Origin of the sequence: Rhizobium leguminosarum (genome assembly GCF_019798305.1) — a bacterium.
GTDB lineage: Bacteria > Pseudomonadota > Alphaproteobacteria > Rhizobiales > Rhizobiaceae > Rhizobium > Rhizobium leguminosarum_U.
On sequence record NZ_JAAXDD010000012.1, the window covers coordinates 46,918 to 66,864 of the forward strand.

Here is a 19,947-nt window from a genome sequence, read left to right on the forward strand (position 1 = left end):
CTAACTCTGGGTCTCCGGCTCCTCCCAGCCGAAGACGCTGCGGCCGCCGAAATCGGCGGATTGGCGGAATTCGCCGGCGATGATTTCCTTGAGGTCGGGACCTGTCACATAGCGTTCCATCTGCCTGGATTGATCGTCCAGGCGCTTGAGCGCCTGCAACTCCTCCTCGCGTCCGAGTCTGCCCTTCTGCACCGCCGATTTCATCACGGCGATCGTCTCGTCATAGACCTTGAGCGGGACCGGAAAGGGATGGCGGTCCTTGCCGACTTGGGCGATCGAGAATCGCGCCGGATCGGAAAAACGGCAGGGCGCCCCGTGGACAACTTCCGCCACCAGCGCCAAAGCCTTCACCGTGCGGGCGCCGACGCCTGGAACGAGCAGCAGCTCTTCGAAATCCGCCGGCCCGCGGTCGGCCGCGGCAGCCAGATTTCCATGCAGGCGCCGCATGTTGACGTCGCTCTCGCGGACATCGTGATGGGCGGGCATGATCAGGTGCGGCAGCATCGGCTGTTCGGCAGGTTCCGGCGCCGGCCCTTCGGCACGCAGCAGGGCGGCGGCTTCGCGGATGATCCGGTCGGGACCGAGGGTCGCCAGCAGGTCGAGCTGACCGCGCCGCGAGCGTTCGGCGCGCCGGTCGGCGAGGTTGACGATCTCGCCCTGGCTCCTTCCCTCGATTGCCGCATGCGGCGAGTCGACGAAACTCTCCAGCCCTTCGGACAGCCAGTGATAGCGCCGGGCCTGCCGCCTGTCGCCGTTCATGCCTTGCTGCACGACCACCCAATGGCCGTCATCGGCGACGATGAACCCGTGCAGATAAAGATCGAACCCATCCTGAAGGGCGGCGCTGTCGACCTTGGCGATGAGACGGCTCGTGGTCGCGAGCCCCTCGCCGTCGAGACCGACACGCTCGCCGATCGACACGAGCTCCTGCGGGGTCTTGCGCGAATGCGCGCCGCGGCCGCCGCAGACATGCAGGCCGAGCTCGCCGGCACGCGGCTTCAGCCCGCGTTTCAGCGCGCCGAGAACGCTGGTGGTGATGCCGGAGGAATGCCAGTCCATGCCCATGACCGCGCCGAAGGACTGGAACCAGAAGGGATGCGCCAGCCTGCGCAAAAACTCGTCGCGGCCATAGTGATGGACGACCGCCTCGGTGATCAGCGTCCCGAGCCGCGTCATTCGGTCGCCCAGCCAATGCGGCACGCGTCCCCCGTGAAGGGGAAGATCGGCGCTGCCTGCTCGTTGTGACATTTCGCTGTGTCAATCCTGTATGGCGGGCCGCCCATTGCGACTGCCGCGTCCTGCGATCGGGAACCCGGTGTAATTCCAGGCGTTTGTTCTCCGTCGAGAGGCTGAGGCAAACATGACCGCATTTGAAACCATGCCCGATCAATCGTACCTGACCCGAACAAAAGCGCAACATCCGGGCGGCGAAAAACAGGAAAAGATGGCATGGCGCCTGCAAGGACATGCGGAAAAGGCCGCTTTCCTGATCAATGGTAACCGCTATTTCTCAGAACTGGCGCGTGCGTTGCGGCAGGCGCGACGCACGGCGTGGATCATTGGGTGGGATTTCCATCCCGACATTCGGATCGAGCCCGAAAAATCCGAAGAAACCTTGGCCGACCTGCTGCATTCCGCAGTGGCGACGAATCCCGACCTCGAAATACGCATCCTCGTTTGGGCGCTCGGACCGATCTATTCGGATAAATCAATCCAGTTGCTTCGGAAGAAGGATTTTCCAAAAAATGCCAGGATCGATCTGCGCTTCGACCTTCCAGGCACCGTGCGCGGCTGCCATCATCAAAAGCTCGTCTGCATTGATGATGCCGTCGCCTTCATCGGCGGCATCGATCTGACGTCGCGGCGATGGGACACAAGGCGCCATCGCGTCATGGACAGGTGGCGGCGCGACCCCGGTGGCGTGCCTTACGATCCTCTGCATGACGTTCAGGCGATGATCACCGGCGATGCCGCCCGGATGATCGGCGACATCGCCAGGCGGCGCTGGGAGAGAGCCACGGGCGAAAGCCACCGGCCATTGACCGAGAGCGTTCCCTTCACCTGGCCCGCCAATCTCGCCGTTTCCATGCAGGAGATCCCGGTCACCCTGGCGCTGACCGAACCGTCGACCGCTTTTCGCACCGGCATCAGCGACGGCATCGCCATGACATTGGCCGTCATCGCCCGGGCGCGACGGCAGCTGTACATCGAGGCACAATATCTCGCCTCCTTCCGCGTCGCCGACGCCATTGCCGCGCGGCTGCAGGAGGAGGACGGGCCCGAAGTCATCATCATCTGCACGCGGAGCTCTCACGGGTTGATCGAAAAGATCGTCATGGGCGGCAATCGCGACCGCGTCATCCGCCGCCTCAAACGCGCCGATCGCGCAGCCCGCCTGCGCGTCTACTATCCCGTCGTGCCCGGGCCAGTGCCGAAAAAGGACAACGAGGCGGAGGTGCTCATCCACTCCAAGCTGATGATTGCCGATGATGAGCTGATCCGCATCGGTTCCTCCAATCTCAACAATCGCTCGGAAGGGCTGGATTGCGAATGCGACATGCTGTTCGAGGCCGACAAGGGCGAGCACCGCCGCGCGATCGCTGATCTGCGCAACCGGCTTCTGGCGGAATATCTCGGCATCGCCACGGAGTCCTTTGCCGCAGCCTTCATGCGAAGCGGCTCGGTGATCGAGGCGGTCGACGCACTCAACGACGGGCCACGGGGTTTGCGGGAATTCGCCGTCGAGCTGTCGGGCAGCATTTCACCGATCCCGGGCACCGGCCTCTTCGATCCGGCTCGGCCGTTCGCACTCCTAGACCGACTGGGCCTCGGCGCGCTCGTCCGCTTCCTCATCCGCCCTGCGTGATTTCCGCCGGAAGATCATTTCGCTGACAATGAGGAGAGCAGCGCCGAGCGCCAGCGGAATGAAAAAATAGGCACAGCGGAACGCAAGCAGCGCGCCGATCGACGCCTCCTTCGGCACGGCATAGGAGACAGTCGCCTCGAGCACGCCGAGACCGCCCGGAACATGCGTTGCGATGATCGCCGAATTGGCGAGCACGTAAGCCGTTACCGATCTGAAGAAGGCCACGTCACCGAAGGTGGAAAGCATCTGATGCAGACAGGCGGAGACAAACATGAAGTTGATCGTCCCAATTCCGACCTGGGCAACCGCGATCGAAAATCGCGGCAGCTGAAACGACCAGCGCCACAGCCGCAACGTGCCGCGGACGAAAAACGCCAGAGACGCATAGACGACCGGCACGATCAGCGCCAGTGAACCGAAGACACGGACGCTTGCAGGATCGATGCGCAACAGGCGCCCGGCATCGCCGGGATTGATAATCATGGCGAGGCCGCCGAGCGTGATGAGCCCGAGCCCCACGGTGACACCGCAAAACAAGATGACTTTCGTCACGTCTTCCGTCGTCAGCCCCCAACGCGAATAGTACCGATAGCGGAAGGCGCCGCTGCTTAACCCGGCAAAGCCGATATTGTGGCCGAGCGAAAGGCTGACGAACGAGGCAAGCAGAATGTTCCGGTATGGCAAGGATTTGCCGAGCGAGCGGATCGCCAGGAGGTCGAAGCAACTGAGGCAGAGATAAGATGCCGCGGTAAACAGAAGCGCTGTGCAGAAGGTCAAGAATGGAATGCTGCGAACCGATTGGACGATCTCATCCAGGCTGTACTGTTGGAAGATCCGATAGAGAAGGAAGACCGCAAGACAAAGGGCGGCAACCAGCAGTCCATTCCAGATTATGCTTTTCCAGCTCATCGATTATCCATTCCGAAGCGCGATACGAGGATTGAAAAAGCTAAAGCGTCATTTGTGCGTCCGAAGATGCGCGGCGCTTCAGGCTCGATTATCCGGAACGATCAAACGAGTTCTGTGTTCCCCCGGGGGACAAGTTCTATATCTTGGGGGAACGAGTTCAGCGGGGCCTATGCCGGATCAATCAATCAAACTCCTGACCTATAACGTGCACAGTTGCATCGGCGGCGACCGGAAGCTCGATCCCGGCCGCATCGCTTCTGTCATCGCCGAGGCGAAGGCTGATATCGTCGCTCTTCAGGAGGTCGATGTCCTCCGGCGCAGGACCGGCGGTGTTGACCAGGCCCATGCGATCGCCTCGCTTTTGAAGATGCAGGCTCATTTCCATCCGGCGCTGTCGATTGCCGAGGAGCAGTATGGCGATGCGATCATCACTTCGCTGCCGACAGGTGCGGTCAAGGCCGGACCATTGCCATCCATCGGGGAACAGCGCGGCGCCATTTCCGTCGAAATAATGGTCGGCGACAGAAAACTGCTGGTCGTCAACACCCATCTCGGCCTTCGTGGCCGCGAACGCATCCGGCAGATGACGACATTGCTGAACCCCGGCTGGCTGCGCGGCACGGCGGATGAGCCTCTTCCAACCATCCTCTGCGGCGATTTCAACGCCATTCCCTCCTCGGCGACCTACCGACTGGCCGCGCGGTCATTGAAAGACGCCCAGGTCGCAGGCGGCGCCGCGCCGAAAGCGACCTTTCCGTCGCGCTACCCGCTGATGCGCCTCGACCACATCTTCGTCACTGACGATCTCATCGTCAAACAGGCGGCGGTCCTGGAAAACCGCCTGACAAGGATCGCATCGGACCACCTGCCCCTGCTCGCCGAAATCGGCTTCGCCTGATCCGTCATCGACGCTGACGATTTTCACCGGGCAAATTTCCGGTTCACCGCCGCCGCCACCAACGGCAGCGCCGTCGTCGCCACCGCTCCCAGAGGCAACCGCATGATGCCCCGCGTGACGACGAAGGTCGCCGCCATTGCACCTGCCAGCTTGAGCCAAGGCTGATTGCCGAGCTGCGCATGGGCGCTGGCATCGGCCCATCGAACGTTTTCCGTCACGACGGTCGCGGCCTGATGTTGGATCACGTGAAGGCGAGCGCGGAGGTTTTCGAGTTCTTCTCTCAGTTCTTGCAGACGGCCTTCCAGGACATGACCCTCGTAGTTCGGGAGGGGCTCCTCGACGGTGTCTCCAACGGAAGCATAACCACCGCCGAGCGTCGCAATATATGCCCGATATTCGGCCTCGCTGGCGAAACCCTCAGGTCTGATAAGATCAGGGTTGATGCTCGCCTCTTCGAAGGAGGCCGGCGCGGTTTCTACACCGTCGCGCATATCCTTGTTTGTTGCGGTGTCCCCAAGTTCGTCCTTGAACATCATGCGTCTCCAGTTGTTCCTGGCAATAGAACGCTCGACGGCTCAGAAGGATGCATCGGCCTCTGCTGCTGCCTTCATCTTCGCGACGCGCCGAAACGCTCTGGCCGAAAGTCCGCCAGCAGGGGATGGCGGTGCCCGGTGGCGATCTCGTCTGCCAGCAATTCGCCGGCAATCAGGCCGAGTGTGGCGCCACTATGGCTGAAGGCGACGAAATAACCCGCGATCGACGGCAGTTCGCCGAAGACCGGATCGCCGTCGCCCGGAATGGGCTTCGGGCCGACCCCATAATCTTTGACCTCCAGCGCTGGATTGCGTTCGAGAACTTTTGAGGCCTCGCGCAGCAATCCTTCCAGCGTCGATTGCCTGACATCATAACTGCCGTCGGGCTTCACGCTCACCTCTTCTTCGGACCAGGCGGCGTCAAGCGCGAAGCCGCCGCTGGGCGTCGGCCGGATGGCGACGCGAGGGGTGTTGAGCACGGCCTTCAGCGGGTGGCGGATCGGCTTCGTCCGGACGAGAAGCGCGACGGGCGTTGCATCGCCGATATGCTGACCGGCCTCGGCCACGATTGCCGGTACCTCGCCGCCGGCAGCGAGCAGCACGGCATCCGCATCGCGGCGCATGCCGTCTGCCGTGATCACGCCACGGGCACGCCCGCCTTCGACGTCGACCGTCGCGCGACCCGCGTCCGTGATGATCTCGCCGCCCAGCATGCGGAATTCCTGTGCGAGCACGCCGATCAAGGACGGAAGATCGACCCAGCCCTCCCCGGGATTGAAGATCGCGCCTTGGCGCGTCACAGTACTGGCGTCCACACCCGGCGTTACCCCAGCAATTCCATCCGGGGAGAGCCATTGCGCGTGATAGCCGAGGTCGCGTTCATAGTCGAAGATTTCGGCAATCTCGTTGCCGGCATCGTCCGCATCCCAGGTCAGGCCGCCGTCGAAGCGCAGCCACGGCGCGTCGGGATTCCGGACGGCCAGCGTGCGGTAGCGATCTATGCCGGCCAACCGCAGCTTGTGATAGGCATCGGTGCGTTTGCGCGCCGAATTGAGCCAGGCGAGCGAACGGCCGGAGGCGCCGTTGGCAAGCGGGCCGTCATTGATGAGCACGGTACGGACTCCGAGCCGTGCCAGATGCACAGCGGTTGAGACGCCAAAGATGCCGCCGCCGATGACGACGACCTTCGAAGGTTTGGTGGAAGCATTCATGTCGATGACCTTGTTGTCTGCTCTTGCTGGATCGGTTGAAATCCGGCACGCCGGGCGTGAGGGCGACCGGGGCGCCATTCGTTGCCTCAGGCGCTTCAGAGAACTTCGGCAAGGAAGCGCTTCAGCCGCTCGCTTCGGGGATTGTCGAAGATTTGCTGCGGACAGCCTGCCTCGACGATGCGGCCCTCATCCATGAAGACGACCTGATCGGCCACCCTGCGCGCAAATCCCATCTCGTGCGTCACCACGGCCATCGTCATGCCCTGGCGGCCGAGGGCGGCCATCAGGTCGAGCACGCCCTTCACCAGTTCGGGATCGAGCGCACTCGTCACTTCGTCAAAGAGCATGACCTCCGGATCCATGGCCAGCGCGCGGGCGATGGCGACGCGCTGCTGCTGCCCACCAGACAGGCCTGCGGGCCGATGATCCCGACGCTCTGCGAGACCGACATCGGCCAGACGCGCCTCTGCGATGCGCCGCGCCTCCCGCCTCGGCATCTTCTTGATCTTGGTCAGCGAAAGCATGACGTTCTCGAGTGCCGTGTGGTCGGGAAACAGGTTGAAGTGCTGGAACACCATGCCCACACGCCGGCGCAGCCTCTCCGGCTTCATCGCCAGGATGCTCTCGCCATCGAGCAGGATGTCGCCGCCCTTGGACTCGACAAGCCTGTTCATGCAGCGCAGCAGCGTCGACTTGCCCGAGCCGGAAGGGCCGATGATGCAGGTGACAGTACCGGCTGCGATATCGAGATCGACACCCTTCAGCACGTTGAGATCGCCATAGGCCATGGTGAGGTCGCGGATGTTCAGGACGCCGCCTTTGAAGCGCGGCGTACTCTCCTCGACCGTGCCCGTGGGATGGGGGCCGGAAGCGGCCTGCAACTCGCTTACCTCGACCAATCCGCTTGCAGCACCCGAGCCGCGACCTTGTTTTCCCAACCGCAGTCTCGTATCGATATAATTGACGAAGTGGGTCAGCGGCACGGTGATGACGAGATAGAAGACGCCCGCCAACAGCAGCGGTGACAGATTGCCGGTGACGACGGCCTGATCCTGGCCGACCCGGAAGATCTCCCGCTCGGAAGCGAGCAATCCCAGGAAGTAGACAAGGCTGGAATCCTTGACGTTTCCGATGAATTGATTGACCAGCGCCGGCAGAACCCGCCTGATGCCTTGTGGAATGACGATCAGGCGCATGCCCTGCCCATGGCTCATACTGAGCGCCCGGCAGGCGTCCATCTGGCCGCGCTCGACGCTTTGAATGCCGGACCGGAAGATTTCGCCTATATAGGCTCCGGCGATCAGGCTGAGCGCCAGGATGCCGAGCGGAAATGGCGACGGACCGAAGATCTCGCGCCCGATCCGGGCAAAACCCTGGCCGATGATCAGGATCGTGACGATCGCCGGAAGCCCACGGAAAACATCGGTATAGATGCGCGCCGGCAGCCGCAGCCAGCGGGACTGCGAGATACCCATCACGGCAAGCGCCATCCCGATGACGACGCCGAGCACGGTCGAGGCAGCTGCCAGGATCAGTGTATTCTTCAGGCCGACGCTGATCATGCTCGGCAGAACTTCCGCCATGGCGTCCCAGTCCAGGAAGCTGCGGCGCAGATTTTCAAGCCAGTTCATTCAGATCCCCATGAATTCTTTCCCGGCGCAGACGCCGCCGTCCGGCAGAGCCTTGGTAAGTCGCCCGCCATGAGCGGGCGGCTTACGGCGTCACTTCTTGGGAAGATACTGTTCCGGCATCGGTGAGCCGGGGAACCACTTTTCGTAAAGGGTCTTCCAGGTGCCATCCTGCATCGCGTCGTGAAGCGCGCCGTTCAGCGCCGTGCGGAAGGCATCATTTCCTTTTCGGATGACGAAGCCAGCAGGCGCATCAAAGGACGGTATATTCACGGCAACCTTCAGCGCGGGATAGCGCTCGCCATATTGCTTGGCCGCCTCGTAGTCGAGAAAATGCGCATCGACCGTTCCGTTGTTGAGCGCCGCCACGGCAGAATTGTTGTCGGGGAATTTCACCAGATCGGTTCCCCCGAAATTCTTGGCTGCATAGACTTCCTGCAAGGTTCCCTGCACGACGCCGAGACGCTTGCCCTTGAGGCCATCGGCATCCTTGATGCCGGCGTCCGGGGTCAGGACGGAGAGATAACCGGCAAGATAGCCATCGGAAAAGTCGACGGTCTTCTTGCGGGCTTCCGTGGTTCCGATCGCGGCAACGGCAACGTCGAACCTTTCGTTTGCGACCGACGGCAGGAGTGCTGAAAATTCCTGGCCCGTGAACGTAACCTTGTCTTTTTGAAAGCCGAGGCGGGAAACGACGTTGAGAAACAGCTCGATATCGAAACCCGTGAACTGGCCGTCCGCCGTCGCAAACGTATAGGGCTTTGAATCACCCATCGTGCCAACGCTGATAGTTCCGGGCTCGATCAGGTTATAGGGATTGTCGGCGGCGGCCGCAGAGCCTGCCCCGATCGCAAGAAGGCATGTCAAAAGGCCGGCCCGCAACGGGGCCATGATGGCCGGAAGTGATTCAAAAGGCTTCATCGTCGTTCTCCGCTCTGAAAGGAATGCTCTTGTCGGCATCGTCTGTCGCCCTGCTCCACCGCACATTGCGGCAGAGACTTCTGGACAAGATACCGGTCTCCCGTCTAAAGAGACCGGTCTCACAACATATTTGATATCTGTCAATTGACCGGTCGTCAACAACTCTTGTAGTCCTCGGCTCATGGAAGATTCCGCCCATCCGAAACGTGCAGTCACGGTCGCCGACGTCGCGAAGGCCGCCAAGGTCTCGAAGGCGACGGCCGCCCGCGTTCTCGGCGGCTACGGCGTGGTCAGCGCCAAGATCACAGATCAGGTCATTGCGGCGGCCGCCGCCCTCGAATACCGCCCAAACGAACTCGCCCGAAGCATGAGCACCGGAAGATCCGGCATCATCGGGGTCGTGGTCGGCGATATCGAAAACGCTTTCTTCAGCCTGGCGGTGCGCGGCATCAGCGATGCGGCGCGTCTTGCGGGCTTCAACGTCATCATCGCGAATTCAGGCGAAGAGCTCGCTGCGGAAAAATCAGCCGTCGACCTCCTTATCGGCAAACGCGTCGATGGCCTGATCGTGACGCCAGCCCGCTGCGACAGCATCGATCATCTCCAGCACGTCCGCCGCGCCGGCGTGCCACTCGTCCTGTTCGACCGGGCCATCCCGGAACTCGAAGCCGACGCCGTGACCGGCGACGACCGGGATGCGGCCATCGTGGCGACCCGGTATCTGATCGGGCAAGGACATCGCCGCCTCGCCTACGTCTCGGCCATGGATGACGAGGGCGGCGGGCTCACCGTTCTCGAGCGGATCTCGAATTCCGCCGTGCGCGAACGCGTCGAAGGTTTTGTCAGCAGCCTGACCGAGGCGGGTTTGCCGAACCCTCTTCATTATGTCAGGCTCGGCGCCACGGACCAGCATCACACGGACGGCGTGATCAAACGCCTGCTCTCCGACAGTGCTCCGCCGACGGCACTGCTGGCTTCAGACAGCCTCGTGGGCTTGCGCATCTTCAAATCGCTGCGATCGCTCGGCCTGTCGATCCCCAACGACGTGTCGATGATTTCGTTTCTCGACGCCGACTGGACCAGCGTCACCGTTCCGCCGATCACCATCGTCAACCAGCGCGTCTACGAGATGGGCAAGCTCGCCGGCGAGCGGCTTATCGCCCGCATCGAACGCGCGCCACTTGCCGTCGAACACCTGCGCGTCAGCACGAGCCTCGTGGTGCGCGGCTCCGTCGCGACGATCAGCCGGTGAGATCTCCTTTAGAACGGGATGATATTAGGCCCGGCTGGGCCTAATATCATCCCGTTCTAAATTAAATATTTGGAGCATGATGTCGTCCGAAAACCGCTCACACCTTTCGGCAGCATGCTCTAATCGTAGAGCTCGCCATGACCAATCTGCTCCCTGGCGGGTGCATCGCTGATTGAGGGGTCGTCGGCCGGATCGGGATCTCTCTTGTTGGCATCGCTCAGAAACTGCGCGGCCTTAAGCAGTGCCGCGGTGATTTCTTCAGTGCCCCATCCGGCTTCATTGGCGGCTGCGATCACCCTCTCCAAAGCGTCGCGTGCGGCAGCGGTCGCTTCTTCGAAGCGTTGCGCGGGAAATTCGGCCTTCGGTGGTGGAAAGGTCATCGGTGTTCCCTCCATGTGTCTGGCAGTTGGAGGATGAACGCAGGCCGCGGGAAATGGATGCACGACTATGGTGATTTAAGCCGCGGAAGCCAGTTCGGATTCGACCGAAAACGGTCGACGATGACTTTCCCGCATCAGATGACGGTCTGCAACAGAAACGGAGAGCGCTCCACTGGACGCTGGGCAAGAATCCTGAGCATTGCGGGGCCTTGTATGCCAGTCGTCGTGCGCGAACGACCATCGTGATAGACTACGGTCATGACCTGATTGAGAATATCGTACCTGATCTGTGCAATCGTTCGGGTGTGAACCGGAAAAATGAATTCGTCGGGGCCAATTTCCAGCCCGGTAGATTTCAAGGTCATCGCGATGCCTCAGCAACAATAGCAATTTCGGCCCGACCGATGGTCTGAGCCCAACGGCGCCTATCAAGCACATATTGCTGCGACGGTCGCGTGACATCGGCGTGACACGCAGAATCGAGATATTCAAATCCAGGCCGAGGGTCTCATAAGCCGTCGGTCGGAAGCCTGGCGATTAGCCGTCAGTGCAACGTTCCGCAGATTGCGTGCACGTGGGCACCTCTTAGCGAATATTCTGCCGAGCGGACCAGCGAGCGGACGGCCTCGTCCACGTTGAAAACAACGTCTCCGAGTCGCTCGATCTCATAGTCGAGCTCGTACACCTCTACCTCGTCAAACTCTTCACTCTGCAGCATCCGCCGCATCGCCTCGATCAGACGCTCCGTCTGCCTAACGATATCAAGTGCACTTCTCACGATAATATCGAACATGTAATGCCTCGCTGATGATGGAGCGTCGGGCATATCGATGATTCTCGCAATCCTGAAATCTTGCTAGAGCCGGTCGCGGACCGAGTCATAGAGGTCGCGCAAATCGTCCAGTGCCGACCGATAATGATAGCGCCGCGGCGGCTCTGCGCGACGTCCGGCGAGGATAAGCGCGAATGCGCCGCATACAGCCGCCACCGCGACCAATGTCGAGACTGGATGACGCTTCACCACCGCCCGCGTCTGGCGCATTGCGTCGTCGGCATTCCCCTTGGCCGATTGGGCGGCAGTGGCTACCCGCTGCTGGAGCGCGTCGATTTGTTTTCGCAACGCGCTCAGGTCTTCGTGCAGATCAGACTCTGCCTGCCGTGGAACGCCGACGGAGGCGGTATTTGTATCAATGATGGCCTTCGGCACGGGTTCGCCAATTTTGGCTCCCTTGGTGTCGAGTGTTTTCGTTTCCGTGTTTTTGCGGGGCGGCATAATCATTCTCCTTCCTAATCTCTCGAGCGGGAATGCTCGTTTAGTCGTCGTCGAGCGCGAAAACCGGGCGGTAATGGCGCTGCGCGATGACTAAGCTCCGGTCAGGCTGAATGACGTAGATTTCCTCAACCTCGCGTCCCCATTGATCGGTGAAGGTGTGGGGGAAGGACGAACCTGCGGGCGACTTCGTCAACTTGGTGCGGGGCTGGCCGCTATAAGTGATGCTGCCAGGAATGGGAGCGAGGCCTGACGACGAATAACCGCCTGCACTGGTCGTGCAGCTTGTCAGCACAAGCGCGAAAACCAGCGCAAATCCTATCCTTAGCTGCATCGGAACCTTCACTGCTTCCTGTCCCCCGAGTGTTGCTCGTCTTTCGCCAAGGTAACCAGGGTTGAGGGACTTTGTTCCAGAATTTGCCTGAGACATGAGACAGGCGAGGCTCCCGATTGAACCGGAACAACCACGTCATCGCGTAGCTTGGTCAGCAAAGGAGATACGCTGTTGCGGATCGCTGACTGGCGCAGCGCAATCGACGATCCGTAAGGGCGCCAAGGCGCCGGAACTTGTCAGCGGTGTTAAATCAGGAATCGCACTGATGAAAGAATAGGATTTGAACGAGGGACTCTGCAGGAAGAACAATCCGCACGCAGCATGAGCGCCCCGGCGGTGCTGGCGCCAGGACCGAGTCGGCAGCGGCATCCGCCGCAGCCGCTACAGCTCATCGCTGCGACGCTTCACGGCATGCTTCAGCGCAATCAGATGTTTGCGCCGCTCAAGCATATAGTCGGCATAACCGACGCAGATAAACAGCAACGTCGGGCCGGCGAAGATGACGATGAGAGCCAATGCAACAAGAATGAATGCGGTCGTCATGGTCTGTTTTCCATCATATTGGTCATGTGATGCGGAGGGACCACGCCTTCGGCTGATCAGGTTCCGCCGCTACGTCTGCCCCTCACTTTCGCTGCGGGTCGTGGCTGTGGTGGCGGTCATGCTCACCGCCACCGCCGGAGACCTTGCTTTGCGTGCGCCTGTCCGGCTCCGCCGGCGGCTTCGGTATTTCGAGCGGAGCCTTCGCGTTCTCATGCGACGCGCCGGGGCCGCCCTGACGGATGGTCGACGGGCTCTTCTTCGATGTAGACATCGGTGCCTCCTACCGGTCTTGCTGGTAACCCTGATGGGTCGTATTGATCTTGGTGTTTCCTTGCTGGCCGTTCTTGTCGGGATTCTCGCCGCCGCTTGCCGTCACGGCATGCTCTGCATTGGTCTTTGCCGGCTTGCCTGCACCCTTACTGCTGGCATTCTCGGCTGGAACAGGGGGTAACCTGCTGCTCATCGTGCCTCTCCTCAGTCTGGATCTCGGTTGGAGCTGTGATCCGAATATTGTTCGGTTTGAATTGTCTTGCCGTCGAGGCCGCGCTCCTTGGAGTGCTGCGCCTTGTCACGGTTCGAAAGGACCGCATTTTCGGGAACCTGCTCCTCGTTGAGGTCCGTCATCGCGCCGCTGCCATCGCGCTTTCCTTTCGCGCCGGCGCCAATATGTTTCCGGTCGGCATGTGCCATGGTCTTTCTCCCTTCGGTTATCAGGTCAAACAATCCAAACCCGCGGAGGTTCCGCCCGAAAGACAAATCCGCGACAGCGGAAGTGGAGGGCGCGCATCCTACGATTTGTCCAGATGCCGGCGAAGTTCGTCCTTGTGAACGAAGTGATCGGTTTTGCCGGGCTCATGATCGGGATGCGATACCTCCACATCGAGCTCATCGGGAAGCGCGAGCGCCTGTTTGGCGTTCATGATGCCCAGCGCAATACGCCCTTCTTCGGTATCTACGGCGACTTCGACCAGCTGTTTCTTAGAAATCATCTCGACGATCCTTATCCTTACCCATTCAGAATCCGCCCACCTTCCATTCGTTCCCTCCCCGCTCGATTTTGCGGCCTTTCTTCTCGCATCGCCGCCGTTACGCGCTTGAGTAGCGGGCTCGACGTCATATTCTCGAGCAACACCGACAGTTTCGGCCTCCAGTTCGGATAGCTGTCGCTCGTGCCTGGAATATTGGTCGGCTTTTTCTCGTCGGTGAGATCGGCAAGGCGCACTGCGACGAGCAGCGACGGAGTCCTGGCAATGAAGCGATAGGCGCTGACGGTCAGTTCCCGCAGCGTCTCGCGACTTGCCCGCGCGGTAAGCCCGGCGGGCAGGTCGAGGCCGGCGGCCTTGAGCGCCGCTTTCAGGTTCCCCCGCTCGCGCTCGCGGTCTTCGAGATGTTTTTCGGTGAGATCGGGCGGCACGATGCCGTGGTCGCACCGGGCCTGAATGTCTGCGCCGCGCCACCAGCCGGCAAGGGTCTGGTGGTCGTGCGTCGAAATGCAGGCCAAAGCCAGGACGGGATAGGCGTCAGCCGGCTTAAAACCCTGCTCGTCCTGTTCATAGGAAAGGATGCGATACGAGAGAATGCGGGCCGCCGCCAGATCGTCCTGCAATCCTTTGGGGATCAGCCCCAGATCTTCTCCGATGACGATGCATCGATGCTCTGCGGACAGTTCGGCGAGGATCTGCAGAAGCGCCTCCTCAGGATAGCGGACATAGGCGCCGCCGTCCGGCCTGCTGCCCAATGGCACCAGGAAGAGGCGGCGAAGTGCTGCGGCGTGGTCGATGCGGATGGCGCCCGCATATCGCATGGCAGCGCTCACCATGCGGCGGAAAGGTGACATTTCTCCCGCCGCGATCGCGGATGGCAGGTACCCGGCGAGGTGCCAGTTCTGCCCATCTGTGGCGAAGGGATCGGGAGGGCTGCCGATCGTGGCCTGCGAGAGATAGACATCCGGCTCGCTCCATGTCGCCGAGCCGTCGACCGCCTCCCCGACGGCAAGATCGAGATAGAGCCCGATCCGCAGGCCGGCCTTCCGCGCCCGGTCCGCTGCCTGCATCAGCTGCCGGTGGGCGAGCCATTGCAACCAAATGTGGAAGCGCACATCGTCTGCGTGTCCACGCTCGAATTCGGCGACGGAGGCGCTATCGAAGCGGTGGAAATCGGGCGGCCACCGTTGCCAGCCGGCGCCCGCCCCCCGCTCGACCATGGAAAACGACAGGCATTCGAAAAGCGCGTGCAGCCGCAGGCTGTTGCCGCCTTGCGCGACGAAGGCATCGAAATCGGCCGGATCATAGGCCTCTGCGATGACGCTGCGCCTTCGCCAGACCGGCCAGAGATCGCGAAGGGCCTTCAGCTTGATCTCTGCGACGCCGACGTAGTCGACGAGATCGGTTTGGCGAAGGCTTGCCAATTGCCGTTCGAGTTCCGGGTTACAGGTAAAACCCGGCAACCGGTCGACCGCGATATAGAGCGGATTGAGATGCTGGCGGCTCGAGGGCTCGTAGGGACTGCAACGCTCGGGATCGGCGAGAAATGGCGCGTGAAGCGGGGTAAGGCCGATGAAATCAGCGCCCAGCGATCCCGCGAGATCCGCCATATCGGACAGATCCTCGAAGTCTCCTATGCCCCAGTTACGTGCCGATCGGAGTTCGTAAAGCTGCAGGCTTATGCCCCAGACGCGGGTGTTGGAAAGGAAATCCGGCAGAAATGACCCGGCGATCTTCTTAGCCGCCAGCTCAGGCTCCCGCCGCGGCGCGCGGGTCACGCGATCGGCCGCTCCCGGCACCTCGATCTTCAGTGCCGAGAGGATCTTGCGTTTGGTCTCGCCTGAGATCGCCACCTCCCGATTGTCGGGACTGGGCCTGGTCAGGCTGATGCCGTGCCGGCGGGCGAACTTGTCGAGGTCAGCAGATTTCATCGTTCGATCGCCTTCCTGTCAGCATGCCGTCAAACCTCGCCGATGCTCCAGATCACTGTCCAGGGCGCGAGATTGCCACCGTCACTGCCGCCGAGACGGAAGATCGTCTCGCCGTCGTCTTGTTGCGAGACGAGCGGCGCCGCCTCGGCGCCGAGGTTGGCGTGCAGATGAAGACGGCGGCTTTGCGCCAGGCTCCAATCCACCGCGAGCGCGCTTCCCGCCGAGCGATAGACCGCGTTTCCAGCGCCGGCGCCTTTCAGCAAAGGCACGATCCTGCGGTGCCGGAGGTCGAGAAGCGCCCTATAAAAACCAAGGACCTCGGAAGAGGCGAGTTTCGACCAGTCGAGCTTGGCGGCGGCGAAGGTCGATGGCGCGGTCGGGTCGAGAAGATCGTCGGCGTCGAAGCCCGGCAGACGGGAGAGCTCCTCGCGACGGCCTTTCCTGACCTGCTCATTCAAGTCCTCGTCGAAATCGCAGAAGAAGGGGAAAGGCTCTTTGGCGCCCCATTCCTCGCCCATGAACAGCATCGGGATTTCGGGCGCCAGCAGATAGATGGCGGCGACGGCCTTGACGACATCGGCAGGGCTCGAAGCCAGAACCCGGTCCCCCTGCGCCCGATTGCCGATTTGATCATGGTTCTGGATGAAGGAGATGAAAGCGGTTGGCTGCAGATGGCCGCTCGGTCTCCCGCGGCTACCGCCGCGATAGGACATGTGTTCCCCCTGAAACACGAAACCTTCCGCCAGCGCTCGGCCGAGCTTGCCGGCGTCACCGGCGTAGTCGGCATAATAGCCGAAGGTTTCGCCGGTGGCGGTGATATGCAGCACATGGTGTACGTCGTCGTTCCACTGGGCGGTGAACAGCTTGACTTCCCCGTTTTCGTCACGCTTCAACAGGTCACTGTCGTTTTCCTCGTTCTCGACGATCAGATGAACATGCCGGCCACCGGCCGCGGCCCTGACGCGGCGGGCAAGCGCGTGAAGCAGATGCTCGGCGCTGTCGTCCTTGATGGCATGGACGGCATCGAAGCGGAAACCGTCGAGCCTGAATTCGGTGACCCAGTAGATGGCGTTCTCGATGATGAATTCGCGGATCATCTCCGATCCGTCGCCGTCGTAGTTGATGCCGTTGCCCCAGGGCGTCTTGTGATGGTCGGTAAAGAGCGGCGCATAGGAGGGGATATAGTTCCCGTCAGGCCCGAAGTGATTGTAGACCACATCCAGGAAAACCGAGATGCCGCGTTCATGTGCTGCATCCACCAGCGCCATGAAATCTTCCGGCCGGCCGTAGCTGCTGTCCGGAGCATAGGGAAGCACGCCATCATAACCCCAGCTGTAACGCCCGGGGAATTCACTCAGCGGCATGATCTGCAGCGCGGTAACACCCAGCGCTTGCAGATGGTCGAGCCGCTCGATCGCGGCCTTGAACGTACCCTCCGGCGTGAAGCAGCCGATATGCATCTCGTAGATGACCATCTCTTCCCAAGGTCGTCCCGTCCAGTCGCTCGTCTTCCAGCGATAGAAGGAAAGGTCGACCACTTCGCTCGGCCCGTGCACATCCTGCGGCTGAAACCGCGAGGCGGGATCGGGAATTTCGAGACCGTCCGGCAGGACGAAACGATAACGCGTGCCAATACGGGCGTCTGCGACCGTGCAACGATGCCAGCCGTCTTCGGCCGCCTGCATCGGCTGCGGGTCAGCACCTTCGATCTTCAATGACACGCTTTCCTGCAGAGGAGCCCAGAGGCGGAACAGGGTACCATCTTCGGTGAATGCGGGACCGAACGTCATTTTGGTCAAGGGAAAGCCTTCATGAAATAGGGATGGAATTTGGGTAACTTTTGCGGGAGCAAAAAGTTTCTCAGGCAGCGCGAGCGCAAAGCGGCGACCGTCGCTAGGTGCCCTCCAGCAGCCTGAGAAGTATGATTCCATCCTATCGGGAGTAGGATTTTATCCCATCGTGTGCGATAAGCTTGCAAAAAGCAGGAGTGTAATCGATGCGTACAACGCAACAGATGAGCATTACGTTGCCCGTGGAAATGGCGAAACGCATTAAACAGCGGGTGTCCAACGGTGATTACGCCTCCGAGAGCGAAGTCATACGCGAGGGACTGCGGGCTTTGCAGGAACGCGAAAATGCCGTCGAGCATTGGCTGCGAACAGAAGTTGCGGCCACCTATGATGCCCACAAGGCCGATCCCACCAAGGCCAAGCCCATCGATGAGGTCTGGAGGCGCCTCGAAGCGCGCATGGACGAAATCGATCGGGAAGAAGATTGATGAAGAGCTATAGTATCCGCCTCACTGATGAGGCGGAACTGGATTTGGCGAGTATCTATAGTTTCGTCCGCAAGACATCCGCATCTTCTACCGTCGCCCGCGATTACGTGGCACGCATCAAGGCCTTTGTGAGTGGATTAGAAACGTACCCCGAGCGCGGCAGCACCCGCGATCATGTCCGACCCGGGTTGCGCATTGTCGGTTTCGAGCGCCGGGCAAGCGTGGCGTTCATGGTTGAACCCACCGAGGTTGTTATCCTCCGCATCCTCTATGCCGGGCAGCGGCTTGAAAGCGATGAGAGTTAGAGCCGGCCGAGAACCCAACTTCGATTGTCAAGCCGCCGCGACTTTGCCCGAGAGCGCCTGATCCATCGCCGCCTGAAGCTGTTCCTGCGTGAATGGTTTCTTCATCCGCAGCATCCGGCCGAGGCCATGGTCTTCGGAAAACTCGGCATAGCCCGATGCCAGGATGATGGGCAGGCCTGGAAAGGAGGAGCGAAGGTGACGCGCAAGCTCGGCGCCCGTCATGCCCGGCATGGCATGATCGGTGATGACGAGATCGCAACCCTGTCCGTCGGCAAAAAACTCCAAAGCCTGGGAAGCGGAAGACGCCTCCTGCGGCAGGTGTCCGAGATCCTCCAGCATCGCCACGGTTCCCGTCCTGACAAGGGCATCGTCGTCGACGACCAGAATGGCAAGCGGCCGTGACGCCGGTTTCAAAGGCTCCGTCGCCGAAGGCTCAACAACCGGCTGCACCTTGACGAAGGTTTCGGCAACGGGCAGCCACAGGGAAACGGTCGTGCCCTTGCCCCTGGCGCTCGCTATCTGGATAGAGCCGCCGGATTGCGCCGCCAGGCCATGCACCATCGACAGGCCGAGACCGGTGCCCTTACCGACCCCCTTGGTGGTGAAAAACGGTTCGGCGGCACGCGAGACCGTTGCCTCGTCCATCCCCTCGCCATCGTCCGATACCGATATCCTGATGTAACTTCCGCCCGCGAGCCCGGTCGGCCGGGCTTCTCCGGCCGCCGCCGCGGCCACCGTCACGGCTCCGCCGCTTTCGAGCGCATCCCGGGCATTGACGAACAGGTTGAGCAACGCCAGTTCCAACTGGTTGCTGTCGACCAGAAGGGGTGCGAGATCCGCCGGGATGCTTTTGCGGATTTCGATGCGCGGCCCCACCGCCTTGGCGAGAAGATCCTCGATGTTTTCGAACAAGCGGAGGAAGTCGACTGCCTGCGGCTTGAGTTCCTGGCGGCGTGCGAAGGCAAGCAGGCGCTGGGTCAGCGCGGTGCCGCGCTCGGCCGCCTGGATCGCATTTGTCACCAGGCGTTCGCTGCGTTCATCGGCCGGAAGCCGCTTCTTCAGAAGGTTGAGGCTGCCGAGAACCGCCATCAGAAGGTTATTGAAGTCGTGGGCCACGCCACCGGTCAGGTGGCCGATCGTGTCGAGCTTCTGCGCCTCGAACAGCTGCGCAAGCGCCTCTTCGCGCTCCCGCGTCCGTTGATCGATCCGGTGCTCGAGTTCCTCATTAAGCTCACGCAACTGCGCTGCCGAGGCCTCGAGCTCGGCGGTGCGCTGGTGAACGCGGGCCTCCAGCTCGGCGTTCAGGCGTTCGAGTTCCCTCGTCTTCCTGTAGAGATCGGCAAAGACCCGCACCTTGGCTCTCAGCACCTCGGGGACGATCGGGACGGAGACATAGTCGACCGCGCCCACCGCATAGCCACGCAGCCGGTCCGGTTCCGCCAGCATTACGGCGGAAACGAAGATGATCGGCGTATTCTGATAGCGCGGATGCTGCCGGATTATGCTGACGAGCTCGAACCCATCCTGTTCGGGCATGCAGACATCAACGAGGATCACCGCGATTTCGGTGCGCAACAGATGTTCGAAAGCTTCGCGAGCGGATTGCGCCTTGATGAGGTTTTCTTCGAGCTCTTCGAGAATGACCTCGTAACTCAGGAGCTTGGCCGGTTGGTCGTCGACGAGGAGGATGTTGACGGGGTTCATG

At 61.4% G+C, this 19,947-nt stretch carries 24 protein-coding genes; 5 read left to right on the forward strand and 19 right to left on the reverse strand.

The genetic code is table 11. From position 1 onward, the window contains the following. A complete protein-coding gene (locus HFO99_RS21475; protein ID WP_222363463.1) occupies positions 1 to 1,248 on the reverse strand; it encodes a DUF763 domain-containing protein in 1,248 nt (415 codons plus the stop codon). A gap of 112 nt (positions 1,249 to 1,360) precedes the next feature. Here HFO99_RS21475 and HFO99_RS21480 point away from each other — a divergent pair, with 112 nt between their 5' ends. Further along, positions 1,361 to 2,866, forward strand: a complete 1,506-nt coding sequence (locus tag HFO99_RS21480) for a phospholipase D-like domain-containing protein (RefSeq protein ID WP_222363465.1) — start codon at positions 1,361 to 1,363, stop codon at positions 2,864 to 2,866. Here the strand turns inward: HFO99_RS21480 and HFO99_RS21485 are convergent. Beyond that, positions 2,813 to 3,775, reverse strand: a complete 963-nt coding sequence (locus HFO99_RS21485; protein WP_222247708.1) for a lysylphosphatidylglycerol synthase domain-containing protein — start codon at positions 3,773 to 3,775, stop codon at positions 2,813 to 2,815. The genes HFO99_RS21480 and HFO99_RS21485 overlap by 54 nt on opposite strands. Before the next feature lie 169 nt (positions 3,776 to 3,944). Between HFO99_RS21485 and HFO99_RS21490 the strand changes: the two genes are divergently transcribed. Then, positions 3,945 to 4,673 (forward strand): endonuclease/exonuclease/phosphatase family protein, encoded by a 729-nt coding sequence (locus HFO99_RS21490; RefSeq protein ID WP_222247706.1) that lies wholly within the window; start codon positions 3,945 to 3,947, stop codon positions 4,671 to 4,673. A gap of 23 nt (positions 4,674 to 4,696) precedes the next feature. Here HFO99_RS21490 and HFO99_RS21495 read toward each other — a convergent pair whose 3' ends face one another. The 4 genes from HFO99_RS21495 to HFO99_RS21510 form a co-directional block, all read right to left on the reverse strand. Next, a complete protein-coding gene (locus tag HFO99_RS21495) occupies positions 4,697 to 5,206 on the reverse strand; it encodes a hypothetical protein (protein WP_222248103.1) in 510 nt (169 codons plus the stop codon). A 74-nt stretch (positions 5,207 to 5,280) separates the two neighbouring features. Then, a complete protein-coding gene (locus tag HFO99_RS21500; protein ID WP_222363467.1) occupies positions 5,281 to 6,417 on the reverse strand; it encodes an NAD(P)/FAD-dependent oxidoreductase in 1,137 nt (378 codons plus the stop codon). A 95-nt stretch (positions 6,418 to 6,512) separates the two neighbouring features. Next, entirely contained in the window at positions 6,513 to 8,048 is a 1,536-nt protein-coding gene (locus HFO99_RS33825; RefSeq protein ID WP_222247702.1) for an amino acid ABC transporter permease/ATP-binding protein, read from the reverse strand. A gap of 90 nt (positions 8,049 to 8,138) precedes the next feature. Continuing rightward, positions 8,139 to 8,966 carry an ABC transporter substrate-binding protein gene (locus HFO99_RS21510; protein WP_222247700.1) on the reverse strand — a complete coding sequence of 276 codons (828 nt, stop codon included), beginning with the start codon at positions 8,964 to 8,966 and terminating at the stop codon, positions 8,139 to 8,141. A gap of 181 nt (positions 8,967 to 9,147) precedes the next feature. On the opposite strand from HFO99_RS21510, the gene HFO99_RS21515 reads away from it, so the two are divergent. After that, positions 9,148 to 10,218, forward strand: coding sequence for a LacI family DNA-binding transcriptional regulator (locus HFO99_RS21515; protein ID WP_222307512.1), 1,071 nt, complete (start codon positions 9,148 to 9,150; stop codon positions 10,216 to 10,218). Positions 10,219 to 10,337: 119 nt separating this feature from the next. Here the strand turns inward: HFO99_RS21515 and HFO99_RS21520 are convergent, their stop codons facing one another. From HFO99_RS21520 to treZ, 12 genes are all read right to left on the reverse strand, one after another. Further along, on the reverse strand, positions 10,338 to 10,598 hold the full coding sequence (locus HFO99_RS21520) for a hypothetical protein (protein WP_222363469.1): 261 nt from the start codon (positions 10,596 to 10,598) through the stop codon (positions 10,338 to 10,340). Between the two features lie 134 nt (positions 10,599 to 10,732). Beyond that, positions 10,733 to 10,963, reverse strand: a complete 231-nt coding sequence (locus tag HFO99_RS21525; RefSeq protein ID WP_222307515.1) for a hypothetical protein — start codon at positions 10,961 to 10,963, stop codon at positions 10,733 to 10,735. A 179-nt stretch (positions 10,964 to 11,142) separates the two neighbouring features. Next, the gene (locus HFO99_RS21530) at positions 11,143 to 11,391 is read right to left on the reverse strand and encodes a hypothetical protein (protein WP_222331912.1); all 249 of its coding nucleotides are present in this window, start codon (positions 11,389 to 11,391) and stop codon (positions 11,143 to 11,145) included. A 63-nt stretch (positions 11,392 to 11,454) separates the two neighbouring features. Beyond that, complete coding sequence (locus HFO99_RS21535) at positions 11,455 to 11,871, reverse strand: hypothetical protein (RefSeq protein WP_222332218.1); 417 nt, start codon at positions 11,869 to 11,871, stop codon at positions 11,455 to 11,457. A gap of 40 nt (positions 11,872 to 11,911) precedes the next feature. Next, positions 11,912 to 12,202: a hypothetical protein gene (locus HFO99_RS21540; protein ID WP_222307521.1), complete on the reverse strand. Its 291-nt coding sequence runs from the start codon at positions 12,200 to 12,202 to the stop codon at positions 11,912 to 11,914. A 381-nt stretch (positions 12,203 to 12,583) separates the two neighbouring features. Continuing rightward, entirely contained in the window at positions 12,584 to 12,745 is a 162-nt protein-coding gene (locus HFO99_RS21545) for a hypothetical protein (RefSeq protein WP_017967429.1), read from the reverse strand. Between the two features lie 82 nt (positions 12,746 to 12,827). After that, positions 12,828 to 13,016, reverse strand: a complete 189-nt coding sequence (locus HFO99_RS21550; RefSeq protein WP_077976910.1) for a hypothetical protein — start codon at positions 13,014 to 13,016, stop codon at positions 12,828 to 12,830. Positions 13,017 to 13,025: 9 nt separating this feature from the next. Next, a complete protein-coding gene (locus HFO99_RS21555; protein ID WP_222363471.1) occupies positions 13,026 to 13,208 on the reverse strand; it encodes a hypothetical protein in 183 nt (60 codons plus the stop codon). Between the two features lie 11 nt (positions 13,209 to 13,219). Further along, positions 13,220 to 13,435: a hypothetical protein gene (locus HFO99_RS21560; RefSeq protein ID WP_222247694.1), complete on the reverse strand. Its 216-nt coding sequence runs from the start codon at positions 13,433 to 13,435 to the stop codon at positions 13,220 to 13,222. 98 nt (positions 13,436 to 13,533) lie between these two features. Beyond that, a complete protein-coding gene (locus HFO99_RS21565) occupies positions 13,534 to 13,734 on the reverse strand; it encodes a hypothetical protein (protein WP_222247693.1) in 201 nt (66 codons plus the stop codon). Positions 13,735 to 13,751: 17 nt separating this feature from the next. Next, complete coding sequence (malQ, locus tag HFO99_RS21570; protein ID WP_222363472.1) at positions 13,752 to 15,659, reverse strand: 4-alpha-glucanotransferase; 1,908 nt, start codon at positions 15,657 to 15,659, stop codon at positions 13,752 to 13,754. 29 nt (positions 15,660 to 15,688) lie between these two features. Next, entirely contained in the window at positions 15,689 to 17,458 is a 1,770-nt protein-coding gene (gene treZ, locus HFO99_RS21575) for a malto-oligosyltrehalose trehalohydrolase (protein WP_222363474.1), read from the reverse strand. 197 nt (positions 17,459 to 17,655) lie between these two features. Here treZ and HFO99_RS21580 point away from each other — a divergent pair, with 197 nt between their 5' ends. Then, entirely contained in the window at positions 17,656 to 17,937 is a 282-nt protein-coding gene (locus HFO99_RS21580) for a type II toxin-antitoxin system ParD family antitoxin (RefSeq protein ID WP_222247690.1), read from the forward strand. Continuing rightward, positions 17,937 to 18,242, forward strand: a complete 306-nt coding sequence (locus HFO99_RS21585; protein WP_222307538.1) for a type II toxin-antitoxin system RelE/ParE family toxin — start codon at positions 17,937 to 17,939, stop codon at positions 18,240 to 18,242. The genes HFO99_RS21580 and HFO99_RS21585 overlap by 1 nt, the downstream gene beginning before the upstream one ends. Before the next feature lie 27 nt (positions 18,243 to 18,269). Here HFO99_RS21585 and HFO99_RS21590 read toward each other — a convergent pair whose 3' ends face one another. Next, positions 18,270 to 19,946, reverse strand: coding sequence for a response regulator (locus HFO99_RS21590; protein ID WP_222363476.1), 1,677 nt, complete (start codon positions 19,944 to 19,946; stop codon positions 18,270 to 18,272). Position 19,947 lies beyond the last annotated feature (1 nt).

Coding starts and splice junctions, on each gene's coding strand:
- malQ (WP_222363472.1), bottom strand. CDS start 15,659: ATGAAATCTGCTGACCTCGACAAGTTCGCCCGCCGGCACGGCATCAGC.
- HFO99_RS21475 (WP_222363463.1), bottom strand. CDS start 1,248: ATGTCACAACGAGCAGGCAGCGCCGATCTTCCCCTTCACGGGGGACGC.
- HFO99_RS21545 (WP_017967429.1), bottom strand. CDS start 12,745: ATGACGACCGCATTCATTCTTGTTGCATTGGCTCTCATCGTCATCTTC.
- HFO99_RS21525 (WP_222307515.1), bottom strand. CDS start 10,963: ATGACCTTGAAATCTACCGGGCTGGAAATTGGCCCCGACGAATTCATT.
- HFO99_RS21540 (WP_222307521.1), bottom strand. CDS start 12,202: ATGCAGCTAAGGATAGGATTTGCGCTGGTTTTCGCGCTTGTGCTGACA.
- HFO99_RS21585 (WP_222307538.1), top strand. CDS start 17,937: ATGAAGAGCTATAGTATCCGCCTCACTGATGAGGCGGAACTGGATTTG.
- HFO99_RS21535 (WP_222332218.1), bottom strand. CDS start 11,871: ATGCCGCCCCGCAAAAACACGGAAACGAAAACACTCGACACCAAGGGA.
- HFO99_RS21515 (WP_222307512.1), top strand. CDS start 9,148: ATGGAAGATTCCGCCCATCCGAAACGTGCAGTCACGGTCGCCGACGTC.
- HFO99_RS21520 (WP_222363469.1), bottom strand. CDS start 10,598: ATGACCTTTCCACCACCGAAGGCCGAATTTCCCGCGCAACGCTTCGAA.
- HFO99_RS21480 (WP_222363465.1), top strand. CDS start 1,361: ATGACCGCATTTGAAACCATGCCCGATCAATCGTACCTGACCCGAACA.
- HFO99_RS21510 (WP_222247700.1), bottom strand. CDS start 8,966: ATGAAGCCTTTTGAATCACTTCCGGCCATCATGGCCCCGTTGCGGGCC.
- HFO99_RS21590 (WP_222363476.1), bottom strand. CDS start 19,946: ATGAACCCCGTCAACATCCTCCTCGTCGACGACCAACCGGCCAAGCTC.
- HFO99_RS21495 (WP_222248103.1), bottom strand. CDS start 5,206: ATGTTCAAGGACGAACTTGGGGACACCGCAACAAACAAGGATATGCGC.
- HFO99_RS21555 (WP_222363471.1), bottom strand. CDS start 13,208: ATGAGCAGCAGGTTACCCCCTGTTCCAGCCGAGAATGCCAGCAGTAAG.
- HFO99_RS21500 (WP_222363467.1), bottom strand. CDS start 6,417: ATGAATGCTTCCACCAAACCTTCGAAGGTCGTCGTCATCGGCGGCGGC.
- HFO99_RS33825 (WP_222247702.1), bottom strand. CDS start 8,048: ATGAACTGGCTTGAAAATCTGCGCCGCAGCTTCCTGGACTGGGACGCC.
- HFO99_RS21550 (WP_077976910.1), bottom strand. CDS start 13,016: ATGTCTACATCGAAGAAGAGCCCGTCGACCATCCGTCAGGGCGGCCCC.
- HFO99_RS21560 (WP_222247694.1), bottom strand. CDS start 13,435: ATGGCACATGCCGACCGGAAACATATTGGCGCCGGCGCGAAAGGAAAG.
- HFO99_RS21565 (WP_222247693.1), bottom strand. CDS start 13,734: ATGATTTCTAAGAAACAGCTGGTCGAAGTCGCCGTAGATACCGAAGAA.
- HFO99_RS21490 (WP_222247706.1), top strand. CDS start 3,945: ATGCCGGATCAATCAATCAAACTCCTGACCTATAACGTGCACAGTTGC.
- HFO99_RS21580 (WP_222247690.1), top strand. CDS start 17,656: ATGCGTACAACGCAACAGATGAGCATTACGTTGCCCGTGGAAATGGCG.
- HFO99_RS21485 (WP_222247708.1), bottom strand. CDS start 3,775: ATGAGCTGGAAAAGCATAATCTGGAATGGACTGCTGGTTGCCGCCCTT.
- HFO99_RS21530 (WP_222331912.1), bottom strand. CDS start 11,391: ATGTTCGATATTATCGTGAGAAGTGCACTTGATATCGTTAGGCAGACG.